This is a genomic window from Desulfotruncus arcticus DSM 17038 (genome assembly GCF_900113335.1).
Taxonomy (GTDB): Bacteria; Bacillota; Desulfotomaculia; order Desulfotomaculales; family Desulfallaceae; genus Desulfotruncus; species Desulfotruncus arcticus.
The window spans coordinates 45,394-59,526 of sequence record NZ_FOOX01000001.1 but is presented as its reverse complement, the minus strand read 5'-3'; the positions used below and the strand labels follow the sequence as shown (position 1 = coordinate 59,526).

Annotated in this window: 16 protein-coding genes; 1 reads left to right on the top strand and 15 read right to left on the bottom strand. The window is 42.8% G+C overall.

The features are described 5' to 3' along the window. Positions 1-113: 113 nt before the first annotated feature. A complete protein-coding gene (locus tag BM056_RS00250; protein WP_092467546.1) occupies positions 114-866 on the bottom strand; it encodes a prepilin peptidase in 753 nt (250 codons plus the stop codon). Between the two features lie 164 nt (positions 867-1,030). Between BM056_RS00250 and BM056_RS00245 the strand changes: the two genes are divergently transcribed. Further along, complete coding sequence (locus tag BM056_RS00245) at positions 1,031-2,290, top strand: hypothetical protein (RefSeq protein WP_092467544.1); 1,260 nt, start codon at positions 1,031-1,033, stop codon at positions 2,288-2,290. A gap of 36 nt (positions 2,291-2,326) precedes the next feature. Here the strand turns inward: BM056_RS00245 and BM056_RS00240 are convergent, their stop codons facing one another. The 14 genes from BM056_RS00240 to BM056_RS00175 form a co-directional block, all read right to left on the bottom strand. Then, positions 2,327-3,481: a type IV pilus twitching motility protein PilT gene (locus BM056_RS00240; RefSeq protein WP_337833475.1), complete on the bottom strand. Its 1,155-nt coding sequence runs from the start codon at positions 3,479-3,481 to the stop codon at positions 2,327-2,329. A gap of 21 nt (positions 3,482-3,502) precedes the next feature. After that, positions 3,503-4,054, bottom strand: a complete 552-nt coding sequence (locus tag BM056_RS00235; RefSeq protein ID WP_092467542.1) for a prepilin-type N-terminal cleavage/methylation domain-containing protein — start codon at positions 4,052-4,054, stop codon at positions 3,503-3,505. Positions 4,055-4,069: 15 nt separating this feature from the next. After that, positions 4,070-4,531 carry a type IV pilus modification PilV family protein gene (locus BM056_RS00230; RefSeq protein WP_165613310.1) on the bottom strand — a complete coding sequence of 154 codons (462 nt, stop codon included), beginning with the start codon at positions 4,529-4,531 and terminating at the stop codon, positions 4,070-4,072. After that, entirely contained in the window at positions 4,516-6,021 is a 1,506-nt protein-coding gene (locus BM056_RS00225; RefSeq protein ID WP_092467538.1) for a pilus assembly PilX N-terminal domain-containing protein, read from the bottom strand. The genes BM056_RS00230 and BM056_RS00225 overlap by 16 nt, the downstream gene beginning before the upstream one ends. Positions 6,022-6,309: 288 nt before the next feature. After that, a complete protein-coding gene (locus tag BM056_RS00220) occupies positions 6,310-7,143 on the bottom strand; it encodes an REP-associated tyrosine transposase (RefSeq protein WP_165613309.1) in 834 nt (277 codons plus the stop codon). 109 nt (positions 7,144-7,252) lie between these two features. Further along, positions 7,253-7,600, bottom strand: a complete 348-nt coding sequence (locus BM056_RS00215; RefSeq protein WP_092467534.1) for a type II toxin-antitoxin system PemK/MazF family toxin — start codon at positions 7,598-7,600, stop codon at positions 7,253-7,255. Then, positions 7,600-7,848, bottom strand: a complete 249-nt coding sequence (locus BM056_RS00210; protein ID WP_092467533.1) for a toxin-antitoxin system protein — start codon at positions 7,846-7,848, stop codon at positions 7,600-7,602. Before BM056_RS00210 ends, BM056_RS00215 begins: the two co-directional genes overlap by 1 nt. Positions 7,849-8,446: 598 nt before the next feature. Beyond that, a complete protein-coding gene (locus BM056_RS27105) occupies positions 8,447-8,830 on the bottom strand; it encodes a type II secretion system protein (protein ID WP_274377494.1) in 384 nt (127 codons plus the stop codon). Positions 8,831-9,035: 205 nt separating this feature from the next. Further along, positions 9,036-10,298, bottom strand: coding sequence for a secretin N-terminal domain-containing protein (locus BM056_RS00200; protein WP_092468376.1), 1,263 nt, complete (start codon positions 10,296-10,298; stop codon positions 9,036-9,038). A gap of 17 nt (positions 10,299-10,315) precedes the next feature. Beyond that, entirely contained in the window at positions 10,316-10,882 is a 567-nt protein-coding gene (locus BM056_RS00195) for a hypothetical protein (protein WP_092467531.1), read from the bottom strand. Between the two features lie 42 nt (positions 10,883-10,924). Next, complete coding sequence (locus tag BM056_RS00190) at positions 10,925-11,455, bottom strand: type IV pilus inner membrane component PilO (RefSeq protein ID WP_092467529.1); 531 nt, start codon at positions 11,453-11,455, stop codon at positions 10,925-10,927. Then, positions 11,452-12,186, bottom strand: a complete 735-nt coding sequence (locus BM056_RS00185; RefSeq protein ID WP_092467527.1) for a PilN domain-containing protein — start codon at positions 12,184-12,186, stop codon at positions 11,452-11,454. The genes BM056_RS00190 and BM056_RS00185 overlap by 4 nt, the downstream gene beginning before the upstream one ends. 2 nt (positions 12,187-12,188) lie before the next feature. Continuing rightward, positions 12,189-13,379 (bottom strand): type IV pilus biogenesis protein PilM, encoded by a 1,191-nt coding sequence (gene pilM, locus BM056_RS00180; protein WP_165613308.1) that lies wholly within the window; start codon positions 13,377-13,379, stop codon positions 12,189-12,191. A gap of 35 nt (positions 13,380-13,414) precedes the next feature. Continuing rightward, entirely contained in the window at positions 13,415-14,131 is a 717-nt protein-coding gene (locus tag BM056_RS00175; protein ID WP_092467523.1) for a sigma-70 family RNA polymerase sigma factor, read from the bottom strand. Between the last annotated feature and the right edge of the window lie 2 nt (positions 14,132-14,133).

Sequence of the window (14,133 nt, the reverse complement as noted above, 5' to 3'; positions counted from 1 at the left end):
TATAATTAAATTACTATAAAAGTGTGGAGAAATTATAAAGATATTATGGAAAATTGTGAAAAACAAAAGCAAAAACCGCCTCAGACGTTAGCCTAAAGCGGTTAAATATAGTCCTAACGACATAACCCCAGGTACCAGACCAGCAGTTCATTACCCCATAGTGCCGTCAGTACAGCCCCCAGCGCCAAAAAGGGGCCGAAAGGCACAGGATCTTTACGACCTTTCCGCCCGGATAGCAGCAAAAAGATACCGGTCATGCCGCCAAAGAAAAATGAAATAAATAACGCCAGGAGCACACCCCGCCAGCCCAGGTATAATCCCATCAAAGCACTTAATTTTATGTCTCCGCCCCCCATTCCCCCTTTGGATACCACGGCAATAGCAAGCATAATTATCCCGGCTATCAAAAATCCTATCAATCCGTTAATCAATTTGTCCGGTGACTGTATTACCGTTAAAGGTATACCGGCCAACACGCCTGTAATCACCAGGCCGTCAGGGATAATACGGTGGTAGATGTCAATAACGGCGGCAATAATAAGAATTGAAACCAAAACCCATAACATTAAGGACGGCAATCCGAATCCATGTTTGATAAAAACAAGCAAAAACATAATGCCGGAGAATAATTCCACCAGCGGGTACTGCACGGAAAACTTGTCCCCACAGTAACGGCAGCGGCCTTTTAAAAATAAGTAGCTTAGAATTGGAACCATATCCAAAAAGTTTAGCTTGTGACCACAGGCATAGCAGTAAGAAGAGCCGGCTATAACTGTCTGCTTTTTCGGTATGCGTAAAATGCATACGTTTAAAAAGCTTCCTATACAGGTCCCCAGAAGAAATACAAAAACAAAATTTATAATCATTATATTTAACCTCTTAATATAGAAATGTTTATAAAGTAAAACACCTATTGCACAACACATATTATACCAGATAAAAATTTTAATAAACTATATAGTTACCCAAAAGCGTTAATCCTTTATAATATAAAATAAACTCCACCCTGATCAAAGCAAAGGAGAAATTCATGTATGCAAAATACCAGACTAAATTAATACAAAAAGTGACCGTTTGGGGCAGAATATTGGCTGCGCTAACCTGGCTATTGGGGACCTTCTGTTATTATGCGCCCACGGCTCAGGCTGAGCCGGCAAGGGATATTGTGCTGCAGTGGGAAAAATTAATGGGCGCTGAAAAGGAAGACCGTGGTATATGTGCCCAATCCACCGATGATGGAGGTTACATCATCGCCGGGGAAACACAATCTTACTACATGTGGGGTCACGGTGGTTACGACTGGTACCTGGCAAAACTAGATTCCGACGGACGTATGAAGTGGCGAAAAACAATCGGCAACCTCAAAGACAATCGAGTTGTGTCGGTTACCCAAACTGCCGACAAAGGCTATATTATAATCGGCAGTACAGAAGCCCCTTTCGCCCGCAAAGACCATGATGCCTACCTGGTTAAGACGGATGCCGCGGGGAAAATGCAGTGGCAAAGAACTTATGGCGGCACCGGTGAAGATACGGGAACCTCAGCGCAGCAAACCGCGGACGGGGGCTGCATCATCACCGGTAAGACAAGTTCTTTTGGTGCCGGTGATACCGATGTATATCTGATTAAAACCAGCGCCACAGGCCTAAAGCTGTGGCAAAAAACCTTCGGGGGTAAAGAAGCCGATGCAGGCGTAAGTGTGCGGCAAACCACTGACGGTGGTTATATTATTGCCGGAGAGACATTTTCCTCCGTTACGGGAGATTACAACATATACCTGATTAAAACGGACCCAAACGGCAATCAGGTATGGGCAAAAACTTTTGGCGGTTTAAACTGGGATACCGCGACAGATGTGCTGCAAACTGAAGATGAAGGTTACATTGTTTTGGGGCAAACTTTTTCCAGCCAAACCGGTCAGGATATTTACCTCATTAAAACCAATGCCAACGGGGAAAAACAGTGGGAAAAAACCTTAGGCGGAGCAAATTGGGATGTAGGCAAATCCGTTAAACCAACCAGTGCCGGTGGTTATATGATAGCCGGGTGGACTGATCCAAACGGATACGGACAAAATGATTTTTACATGGCCGAAACGGACCCAGCAGGAACAACAATCTGGGAGAATACGCTGGAGAACGACAATTTTGATAGCAGGTTTTCCATTCAGCCGGCCGGTGAAGATGCTTACATAATCACCGGCTGGTGGGAAGAACTGCTAAAAAATCAAGAGGTAAAGAATGATGGGTGTCAAATATATACTGCCGTTGTGAGGGTTGAACAGCCTTAGCTGACAGTTGGCTAATACGAGTTACTAACAACAAAACTAAGTTGCGCGTTGTTGAAGGAATCTGGTCATGGTATCCAGGTCAGTGGCATGCTCCATTGCTTCTTCAGGACTAATAAGGTCTTTGGCGAGTAATTTTTGTAAGTGCGCGTCGAGAGTTTGCATTCCGTGCTTGGACCCGGTTTGCATAAAAGAATATATCTGGTGCACCTTTTTCTCTCTGATTAAATTACGCACCGCCGGTGTGCTGGTTAAGATCTCCACCGCCGCAATTCTGCCCAGACCATCTTGACGGCGCAAAAGACGCTGCGAAAGAACCCCGGCCAGAGTACTGGCCAGCTGCACCCTAATTTGCTCCTGCTGGTTGGAGGGAAAAACATCGATAATCCGCTCGACAGTTTGGGGAGCGTCCATAGTATGCAGGGTGGCCATCACCAGGTGACCGGTTTCAGCAGCCGTTATAGCTATGGACATGGTCTCCAGGTCCCTCATTTCTCCAACTAGAATTACATCCGGGTCCTGGCGTAAAGCCGAGCGCAACGCATTGGGAAAATTTTTGGTGTCCCTGCCGATTTCTCTTTGGTTGATAATGCTTTTCTTTTTACTATGCAAATATTCAATAGGGTCTTCAAGGGTTATAATATGATAAAACTTTTCGCTGTTGATATGGTCGATCATTGCCGCCAGAGTGGTTGATTTGCCACTGCCGGCCGGTCCCGTGACAATAATCAACCCCCTGGAGCGGCTGGCCAGTGACTTTACAGCTTCAGGCAACATTAGGGAATCTATAGTTGGAATTTGCGTATTGATGACCCTACAGGCAAGACTTACAGAGCCCTGCTGAAAATATGCATTGATGCGGAAACAGCCTATCCCGGGTTGGTTATAAGAGAAATCCACTTCTCCTATTTCTAATAAAGCGCGGTATTTTTCTTCACTCATAACCTGCTTTGTCAGCATCATTGTTTCTTCCGCCAGCAGGGGCGGCAGGTCCAGTGAATGCAACCTGCCGTCCAACCTTATAGCCGGGGCGGCGCCGGACGAAATGTGCAAATCCGAAGCCCCTTGTTCCACTGCCTGTTTAAGCAGCTCGTTGATATGCATGATTTTATTCCTTTCAATTTTGACCCTTTCAATAGTGCGGGTAATATTTGATAGCGCGGTAATGAATAACGTATCGCCACCCATTTTCATGCACGTGCTTATTAATAAATCCTACGTTCCTTCTTCCGGCGGTGGTGGAACATAGAAATAAATAAGTGTACCATCACTACCTTGGATTGTATCAGATCTATCTGTAACCTTATGGATTAAAATATTGGAGTCGATATTATATTCATGGTCTCCGTCAATATCACCCTGGACATAAACCCTTAAAAAAGAATCACCTTTATTTTCAAAATAAACCTGCATATTTACATTTCCGGAAATTGCGCCTAAAAGGTCAGACGTATTTCCATCCTCATCAATATATTTAACAACACCACTTTCAATGTATATTGCCTGGTATCCCGGTTCTATTTCCTCGGGCAATTCATCCAATAAATCCATCTGAGAATATCTGACTTTGTTTTCAATAATATTTTTGGCAAGACTTACGCTTTGCTGAACCTCGGATTGCTTTGATGCAATATCAAAAGAACGAAAAACATAAAAGTTAAACGTATAGCCAAGTGCAATTACAATGACAAGCAGTGCCAAGGCAATAAGCAACTCGACAATAGTAAAGCCTTTATTTTGGATCTTGATTACTTCAAATTTATTCAATTCCTTTGTCTACCTTTATATTTGTTCAGGTGATTGCAATATAAAAGAATCAAGCTTCACATGAAACTTAAAATCGTGATAAAAAACAACAACAGTAACATCGTAGCCGTCAACCAATGTGCCATCTATTTCTCTGTCAGTTACTTTTGTAAAACTATACACACAATCCTCAGTGACTTCCTCAGGTAAGTCATTAAAATCAACCCAACCATTAGCGGGGTCTTGTAAAGCCGCTTCCGCTGCCTCGGCATCATCGGCATTCCATACCAAGGCATTTAATTGGTCCGTTTTTTCCACTGCCTTTGCAATAGCCTTGCTTTTTTCGCCCATGCTAAATATACTAAAAAAATTCCAACCTATAAGATTAGTAAAAGCAACGACAAGTATGGTCAGAATCATTATGGAGACCAGGACTTCCACCAATGTCATGCCTTTATTGGAATTTGGTTTACTTAGACGCTTTATTGTTTTACCCATTGCCCAGCTTCCCACCAGCTTTTGTTTGGAGTCAGGACCGGTTCTCCAGTATTCCATAATTGATTTAAGAAATTCATATCCATGGAGTCATCATAATAGATCCTGGCATTACCTTTCATATTAATTTCTTTGGCTACCAAAGCGCCTCGCATAGAGCTGCTTCCCTGAATATTAAACGTTGCATTTGGCGCGTAAATTACTCTTGTATTGGCTGATGCATCGCCGGTAAGATTTACAATATCTCCCCCCGTTATAATATGACCCACTATTCCCCCTGAACCCCTAATTTTAACGTCAGAGTTTAATGCGTATATCGATCCTACAAACTTGGTGCTACCGCCTACATCAATAGTCTGGTCTCCTGAATAATACATATAAATATCGTCATAACTTCCATTTTGATTTATAGTACTGCTACCTTGTAAGTCAAAACTGTTTAATACATATAGGATTAAACGACCTGAACCGGTTTTATTTAATTTAATTTGACCACTACCGGTAACGCTCAAATTATTTGTTTGAATAATCAAGTCCTCGTCACCGATATCAAAGGTTAAATGGCTTTTTACCTCGATGTTCGAATATTTACCACTTTGGCTTATTCTGAATCCCCCAGGAGGTATACTATTCCATCCCGCATCCATCTTCTTAACTTCCTCATCCCCAAAATCCGGAAGTTCTGGGAAACTTGGCAAAGGATAGTCGCGAGGAGAAGATAGATTTAAAATTTCACCATCAGGTATATTTGTTTCAGGACCTCGATAACCACCATTGCCATTGCCGTTACCATTACCGTTGTTGCCAGGGAAAACTACCACATCATCTTCATCCCACTCAACACCGGGGCCAATATATAAATCGCCGTTTTTAATTAAAGTTGAATAACCAAAAATTACACTATTCGGTGCTATCGAGTTGGTACCTGCATCTCCAATTATTTCCGAACTACCGCCATTACCATTATTATCTGATAAATCGATTTTTCCCAGAGCAAATATCATATCCAGCGGAGGCACTTGGCCCGAACCACCATTGCCACCACCAGTATTATCATTATCAAAAACCTTTTCGCAACTAATGGTAAACCCCACAGCATTTGACGCTACCTGTGCTCCCTCGGCGTCACCCTTTCTCACTATGCCTGTGGATTTAATAATAAAATCATTGTTTTTCCTTTGGATTTCAAATTTTATGTTATAATTGGGAGTGTCTTCAGGTTCACTGGAAAAAGTCGTATCACCAAGGCCGCCATAAAATGTTACAGGTTCATCCTGCCCCGACAAATAATCCGGTCCGTTTTTCATAATATTTCCTATAGCCAGCTCCACACCGGATTTTGCATAATAATATGCCTGAGCGCTATCCGCATCCCTTTGCACTTGAAGAGTGTCAGCATTACTAGCCTGCGACAGCGTAATACCCAATAATGTAACAATAACTCCGATAAATAGGGCAAATAACATGGCCATTCCCTTTTCGTTTTTTAACACAACACACACCTTCTTTCGGTAATGTTAAAGTTGTATAAACCCATTTCCAAAAGATATAGCCCCCATTTAATTTCACAAAAACAACTATCCGCCTGAATAAAAAAGAGGCATTGTTAGCATATAATTTTCCAGTTGCATTATTTGTCAAATAGATTAGCTACATCTTGGCACGGTTTAACAAAAAAGCCATAAAATACTTGCAAAAAAAAATAATCTTCTACTTTTTGTTAATGGTGCGGTAGGTGCCAGGCACCAAACTTGTTAACTTATTTCAACATTTAGGTTTTATTATTCAACTCCGTTTAACAGTTTAGAAATTGCCGTTGCTGAAACGTTGATATTCTCGCCTATGCTCTTGAAGGTGTATTTCTGTTTTACTGCTTCTTCAGCATAAGCCACTTTGTATGGAACCAGGTTTCTTTTCCTGGAACCATTTTTTATTAGTGTAAAATCTGCAGGACATACACCGGTATCTACTAATATTTCATCAAGGCTTTTTTTAACAGGTTCTTTTTTAGGTGGATTAATCGTGATCATAAAAGAGCGATCACCGATAACATCCATCTGTTCATAATCAATAGTATCTTCCTGCTCCATGAACGATATATACTGTTTGATCGCTTTTTCCCTATCATTTGACAACATACCAAGCAGTAAATCTATATCGATAAAGTTGCCTCGATTATTGCGGTAATACTCATCACTGCTCCAGCTGTATTTATTAACTTGGGAGCATATCCCGGCCCGTACAGGGTTCCGGTGAACATACCTTAGTACTGCCATAAGATACCGTTCGTTCTGGATGGGTATAACCTTGTAGCGCCCATCATATACATGCCCCGTACGGTTATGTTCACGGTTGTAATAGCGACCGTAACTACTGTTTATTAGATGCATCAGCTTGCTCAACGGTTCATCTTCCACCTGTAGAACCAAGTGGTAATGATTATCCATAATTACATAACCATAAAGCTTAAATCCTGTTCCAACTTTTCTATCCTTTATATCTTTTAACAGAAACGTCTTATCTTCATCTTTATCAAATATATACTCTCTGTTGTTCCCCCTCTGTATCACGTGGTATAAAGCTCCAGCGTACTCCACCCGCGGCTTTCTACCCAAAAACAACACCTCCTGCTATATTTTAACAGGAGGTGTATCTCTTTTCAATAATAAGTTAACAAGTTAGGTGCTGCCTGGCACCCCATACCCCTAATTTTGGCATCCTTTTCTAAAGGTTCAGCAATATGCGAATTCTATCCTCAACTGCTTTCATAGTTAATGAAGATATCATACCTATCCTTGATAAAAGCCTTTCTTCTGAAATAGATCTTATATCCTCGCACTTAATAAAACTTTTTTCTTTTAATCCACCCTCCTGCGGGTAAATTTCCACATGAAAAGGTATACCTTTTTCTTTAGTGGTTATCGGCAGAACAACTATGAGTCCTGCCGGACCACTATTAAATAAATCTACTGAAACAATAAGTGCGGGCCTTTTACCAGCTTGTTCGTGTCCACGGGCAGGATTGAGGTCAACAAACCAAATTTCTCCACGAACAGGATGTTTTTCAGCCACTATTCATCTCTCCTCAACCCATCTCGCAAGGTGACGTCCCATGCTTCACGCTCCTTAATTTCTTCTTGCCAGGTTTCAGCATTTTCCCTTAAGGTTGCGTAAGCATCATTTGCTTTTTGTAAAAAATACTGCCTCCGATATGCTTCAATAGCTTTATCAAGTACTGCCTGCATTGGTTCACCTACCTGTGCAGCAATTAACTTAAGTGCCTGCCAGGATTCCTTACTAATTCTAACTGTAGCAGACATCTAAAAAACCTCCCACATTAAATTTGCTACAAGTTAGTATACGCATTTGTTTACAATTTTGTCAAGTAAAAGGTGCTCAGCACCAAACTTGTTAACATATTATCAACACCTTAGGCTCACCCAAAGAAAGGTATGAAATGATATCCATAACTTTGCCAACATCCTTTCTGATAAACCTTCCGAAAATGTAGCAATTTTAGTTATTTGAATAAAGGATACTCGCCCCGGTATAATAAATACCATTCTATCTATTTTTTGCGCAACTTCAAAAATGGATTTGGAGGAAAGCTTATAATCTTGTCAGAAAACAAAGTAAGGGGAAGGTCTATAACTGATTAGAATTACAAGGGAAAGGTTAAAGTTGCAAGGTTTCTTACACCCTATTTCTTAGAAAATAAGTTAATAAGTTTGGTGCCTGGCACCCTATTTTACGTTACCTGTCCTTACCTAATTCTAAGTAAGAAACCTCCCGCCAACATGGTAGGAGGTATCTGATCATCAATTAAAAAATAAGTTAATAAGTTTGGTGCCTGGCACCCTATTTCCATAAGTTGATAAGTTAGATGCCTGACGCCCTATGTTTTCTTCCTCTCTTCTGTTAGTCACTTTGTGCTTCCCAAGTAGATTCAGCATCTGTATCACCCGGCACCCAAACAAATTTTGTCATACCACTTGTTTGAGGAGTAACGGCTTCTTTCAAGTAACCATCGGTAACTAAGCTAGCACCGTTATCAGTCATTTCAGTAGTAGTAATGTCTGAGAGTGCTTTAATCGGGCCTTGATCCAGTGCCCATTGTTGTGTAGCACCATTTAATATTCTAATACTTGCTTCGTCAGCTGTTGCAGCTGCTTTAGCCTGTGAGGAACTATAAACCGGTACCGCAATCGCAGCCAAAATACCAATAATAACAACAACCACCATCAGTTCAACCAGAGTGAAGCCTTTACGGTTTTTTAGCGCATAGCTTATTTTTTGAATCACATTTTCACCCCCTTATTAGTTGGTTGATAAAAGTTTGCTTCCTTATTAATGCATTCTAATTAAGTTATACCAGGAGAAGCTAATTTTAGACACTTAAATTATAAATTTTTCAAATAAGTTTTTGTTATCAATCGCGAGCGTTCGCAGGCGCTGCTTGAAAGTTAACATTTTTTCATCATCACACCCCCCATAATTATCCACCCGCCTAATCACCCGACTCCCCACCTGACCCGCCGCCGATCTCTTCAATCAAATCTTTGATCAACTGGGCTTTGTCAGGAGTTTCTTCCACCCATAATACATATTCTCTGTTATCACTATCGGTAGTATCCGCAATATTCCTAGATATGTGTAGATAACTTGCCGAAACGCCGGAAAGCTCGCTTAGTAAACTACGCATGGAGTTTACCTGATCATAACTACCCGTAAGCAACGGCACTTTGGTTTTTTCCCGGGTTTGGTCCAGGCTCACTAAAGCTGCCCGTACCTGGGTCTCCAGATATGGCGGGCAGATAACCATCAATTCATGACCTAATCGATCATAGTTATATGCTTCAGCTTGAACATCGGTAAAGCCGAATTCATCCAATCTTGTTTTAGCATCTCCGGCGGCAATGTTTTTTAATTGAAAAACAAACGCTTTATTTTTTTGAGCCGCATTTACGTCCAGCTGCTGTGTCAGCTTTTGCAGTTCCTCCCACCGCGGGAATAATTCCCGGTCAAATACCAAAAGCCGGTTGTCCAATATAACGTAACGCTTAAAAACCACTCCAGCTCTGGCCATCAGTTCCACCAGCCGGTCCGGCGGGATCGTGTATGTTTCCAGGGCTTTATAATCCAGGGAAAGCTGATTCTCTTTCTCGTCCACCGCATAGATGAGCTCTCTTACTTTTTGCAAAGTCTGGGCGGTTCCTTGCACCCAAATGGCATTAGGATTTGTATCAACCATGATGTTTGTTTGGTCGACGCCAAGTTGTCCGATTAAATCTTTAATTTTATCCGCCTGAATATAATACAAATCAAATTTTACCAGCAGCATCTGGTTAAAGAAATCACTTTTTAACGTTCCCGGATCACCAACCAGGATGATATTGCCGTTTTGCAGGTAAGCCATTTTTTGGTTCTCAATGATCAGTTCAAGAGCTTTCCTGGCTGTTATGTTTTTGACTTTAAAATCTATGCTTACCGGTTCGGAATTGGTCAGAATTATGTTTACACCCAGTTTTACAGCCAGCGCTGAGAGAACATCCCGCAAATCAGCATCCCTGACCTCCAGGGAAATTTCACCACCGTCCCCTGTAAAAATGGAATCACTGATACCGGCGGTGGCGGACCAGGCAGGTATATCCGCAAAATCTTCCGATACCGCGTTGGAAGATCCGTCAGCAATAGCCGTATCGCATAACAATAGGGTCAATACCAGGACCGCGATGTAATAAGTTAACATTTTGCCGGCACGCCTCATCATACAACAGTTGGCCCGCGTCACTGGCCGTCACCCCCCTGCCCGTTCACCGACTGCTCCTGGTCCGCATTATTGTTATCGCCTATCCTTATATTAGCCTGACCGTTAAATTTAAGCTCCAAAGATTGTTTACCTGTCGTTAAAATTACCACACCGTCTTTAATCTCTTTTATTTTCCAACCACCTTGAATTTCTTCCCCCACTTTAGCTATATATGTTGTGCTTCCGGCTTCAATAATAGCCAGATCGCCCCCGTTGCCTCCATTGATAATCCCCTTAAGTTTTAAAGCAACATTAAATGGATTCCGAAGTTCCTGCCCGGTCTCTGTTTTCCTTTTTAATTCCGGTAAAAGCGTGCTGGCAGTCTTATCGGCGTCCGGCTGCCCGCTACCGCTTGTGGCAGTGCTTTGCTGCCCTTCCTGCTTGCTTTGAGATTCCTTTATGAAATTGTAATTTAGTTTAATTATGTAAATCAGACCGGCAAGGATAATAAAAACACATACCACAACAGTAAGCGTTTTCTTTTTATCCTTTTTAATCAATGCTTCAAATTGTTTGAACAAATCTTTAATATTTTTGCCGGGCAAGACTGTACACTCCTTGCTGGATGTAGTTACTTTTGACACAAATCATTTGGCAAGGTAAAATACACAGACTGATAGATCAGCTTTGAGTAAGTTTGGGTTCTGGCTATCTTTGGTCAAGTCAACAGAATTAATGCGCATAGCTCTGGTTCCGTTTTGCAAACCGGTTATTAAATTGAACAAGTCATTAAAGCTGCCCTGGCATGTTAAATCTATGGGCATTTCCACATAACCTTTTTGGGGCACCTGCTCATTAAAATTAATTTGCAGTAAATCCACCCCCGCTTGCACAAAAATATTGTTGATTTGCTCAATTATATTGTTTTCCTCGGGTTCAGCAGGCAGCGCTTGCTCCATTTGGGTCATCTTTTCCTGCAATTCAGCTGATTTTCCCTTTAACTGAATTAAATTCTGCATCCGCGCCCGGGTTTGTGCCAGGGTTTCACGGTTGGCAGCCAATTCAGCGCGCGCGCTCTTTAATGCGGTTATCTGGTTATATAATAAAAAGCAAACCAGCAACAGAGCTGTTATCCCGAAGAACAGAACCGGCATATTTTTCCGCTGCATGCCATTCATGATTGGTTGTCCTCCGCCGTTTCACCCGTGGGTTGTATGGAAGATCCGGGCAATAGTTCCGCTTGGATTTCAAAACGAATAACAGTTTTTCCGTCTAATTCTTCCTGAGCTAACATCCGGCAGTTCGCTCCGGTTAGTCCTTTTACCTGTTGCATATTTTTTAGCAATTCAGCCACGGAAAGCTGGTCGTCTGCATACCCGCCGATAACAATACCCCCGTCAAGAGGCGCTTCCTCAGGCTGCTCCGCCTGCATGCCCAGCAGACCGCGCAGTTGTTCTCCGGTAACAGCAGCTTTATTTTCAGCCGGTTTGCTTTCTGCTGTCTTAGCCACCTGCTTTTCCGGCTGTTTTTCCGATCCCTGCTGATAAGCGGCGGAAAAATCAGTCAGCCAGATATCCGGCGGCATACACTGTCCCAGGTCATATAAAATGTTTACCCAGTCAGGGGGCGCGCCTACAGCCTGTTTTAAGATTATCTCTCCGTTATTAACCCTGGCCTGCAGTGCGGCATATTGCTCCAGGGCGGGAAAACTATTTAATAAGGCTTCATTTTCCTTTGCCAATACGGCTGCGTTCTTCCTAGCCTGAAAGGTTGCCACCAATAAAAACCCAAATATAATCAACAAGAGTATGCCTGTCAGGCTCCCAACCACCACAAATCTCTGCTGTTTTTGCTTCAGTTCCCACTGCAATTTAATTTCAGACGGCAATAAATTTATGTTAACAGCCATGCTCAGGTCTCCATTCCTCTTAAAGCCAGCCCTACGGCCACGGCAAAATCAGGACCCACCTTATTCCAATCCACATTAAGCGTGTTAACCGCACCTTTAAAAGAAACGATCGGGTTTATTACTTCAACCGGTATATCCAGTTCTAAATTAAACAATTCCTTGACCTCTTCGGCACGGGCTCCGCACCCGCTGAGAAACAAACAGTCAACAGTCAGCGAGTCGCGCTGGGCCAAATAAAAGCCTATGGATGATCTAATCTCCTCCGCCACAGCACCGGCCCAGTTATACCAAACGTTGCCGGGCATATTTTCATCTTTAATTGGGTCCTCTGTTTCCTGTTCTTTCTTCCATATAATTTCACCGGGAGCAAAACTACCCGACTTGCTTTCAGCCGCGTTGGTAAAAGAGACCTGTGACTCAGCCTCCGGTATAAGGTCATCCGGCAAAAAAATATCCGACATGCTATCACCGGTATTAGTCGAAGCTGCCTGCTGTTTACTCTGCAATATTATCTCAGCAAAATAATTATCTTGCTCTGAAGCAGTCTGCAAATTAGTGGGAATTATTCTGATAAAGCGGGGTATACCTCCTGTTACCAGCATCAACGAGGTAATCCCGTCAGCCATATCCACAAATATGGTTGTGCCCGTCAACCGGCTTTCAGGCAGCGTACGCATCAATGCCAGCGGGGATACGTCAACAATCCGGGGCACCAGGCCCGCGCAGGTCAAGGTCTCCAGGCTTTTATCCAGCAGATCCTGCCTTACGGCGACCATTAACACTTCCAACTGCGGACCGGTTTCTCCCTGCACTTCGTCAACAACAGCGTAATCCAGCACCATTTCCGACAGTGGAATGGGAAAATAGTCACCGGCCTGGAAACGCAGCATTTTCTCCAGCTTGCCCGGTTCAACTTTGGGTAAATTGGCCAGACGCATTAAAACCCCTTGATTGGAAACACCCAGCACCACTTCCCGGCTGCCGATATGGGAACGGGTCCATAATTCCTTTAGCGCGCCGGCAACAGTTTCGGCATTTTCGACTACCCCTTCCACAATTGCTGTTTCCGGAACTTCAATTTTTTCGGCTTTTACCAGCGCAGCGGTGCGTAACGTGCCTGTTATTTCCACAGCGCGGATAACTCCTGTTTCTAATTGGAGTCCCACCGCGCCTTTATTTTTAAAAAATTTCAAATTAATTCATCAGCTCCTTATCAAGGGTCTAATATTTAAGAAAAAAACCTGGCCAATATTTCCAAGCTTCTTTTAAGCAAGCGTGAAACCTTCCGCTGGTTGACACCCAAGGCTTCCGCCGTTTCCGTTTGGGTCATGCCTTGATAAAAAAGTGCTTCTATCACCTTGCGCTGCATCTTGGATAACTTTTCCATAGCTATTTTTAAAGCTATGCGGTCCTCTATCGGCAAGGTAAAACTTGCATACCTCTGGCTGTGAATTTGTGATATGTCTATCTCTTCTATGGAAACCCAGCCCGCGCGCATAGCCTGTACCACTCCTTCTTCGCGAACATTCAATTCATTGGCGATTTGGGCGATAGACGGCGGTTCACCGTTAATTTGCATGTGCTTTTCAATTACGCAATTGACCTTATTCTGTAGGTCGGCCACCCAGGCGGGACGGTCAAAAGCAGCTTCCCGGCGAATCAAATGGCGCATTTCGCCCATGATATAATGACCAGCGTAAGTACTGAAAGAAACGCCGCGATTCCGGTCATATCGTTCCGCCGCTTTAATCAAACCCTCATAACCGGCCTGAATAAGATCCTCTTTGCTTTGTCCGGGAGCATAGATTTTGGCAAAGTAATGCACAAGACCCGTTCCGGAACTTACCAATTTATCTAAAGTTGATTCGTTTTTTGCATTTAGATAAGCCTTCATGGCTGCTTCAATATTGGCAGAGGGTTGTTCCTTCTTGGGGTATCCATCCATCT

Bases quoted from the DNA above. Each gene is read 5' to 3' on its own strand.
- BM056_RS00250 (WP_092467546.1), bottom strand. From the start codon at position 866: ATGATTATAAATTTTGTTTTTGTATTTCTTCTGGGGACCTGTATAGGA.
- BM056_RS00245 (WP_092467544.1), top strand. From the start codon at position 1,031: ATGTATGCAAAATACCAGACTAAATTAATACAAAAAGTGACCGTTTGG.
- BM056_RS00240 (WP_337833475.1), bottom strand. From the start codon at position 3,481: ATGAAAATGGGTGGCGATACGTTATTCATTACCGCGCTATCAAATATT.
- BM056_RS00230 (WP_165613310.1), bottom strand. From the start codon at position 4,531: ATGGGTAAAACAATAAAGCGTCTAAGTAAACCAAATTCCAATAAAGGC.
- BM056_RS00210 (WP_092467533.1), bottom strand. From the start codon at position 7,848: ATGTCTGCTACAGTTAGAATTAGTAAGGAATCCTGGCAGGCACTTAAG.
- BM056_RS00200 (WP_092468376.1), bottom strand. From the start codon at position 10,298: ATGATGAGGCGTGCCGGCAAAATGTTAACTTATTACATCGCGGTCCTG.
- BM056_RS00190 (WP_092467529.1), bottom strand. From the start codon at position 11,455: ATGAATGGCATGCAGCGGAAAAATATGCCGGTTCTGTTCTTCGGGATA.
- BM056_RS00185 (WP_092467527.1), bottom strand. From the start codon at position 12,186: ATGGCTGTTAACATAAATTTATTGCCGTCTGAAATTAAATTGCAGTGG.
- BM056_RS00175 (WP_092467523.1), bottom strand. From the start codon at position 14,131: ATGGATGGATACCCCAAGAAGGAACAACCCTCTGCCAATATTGAAGCA.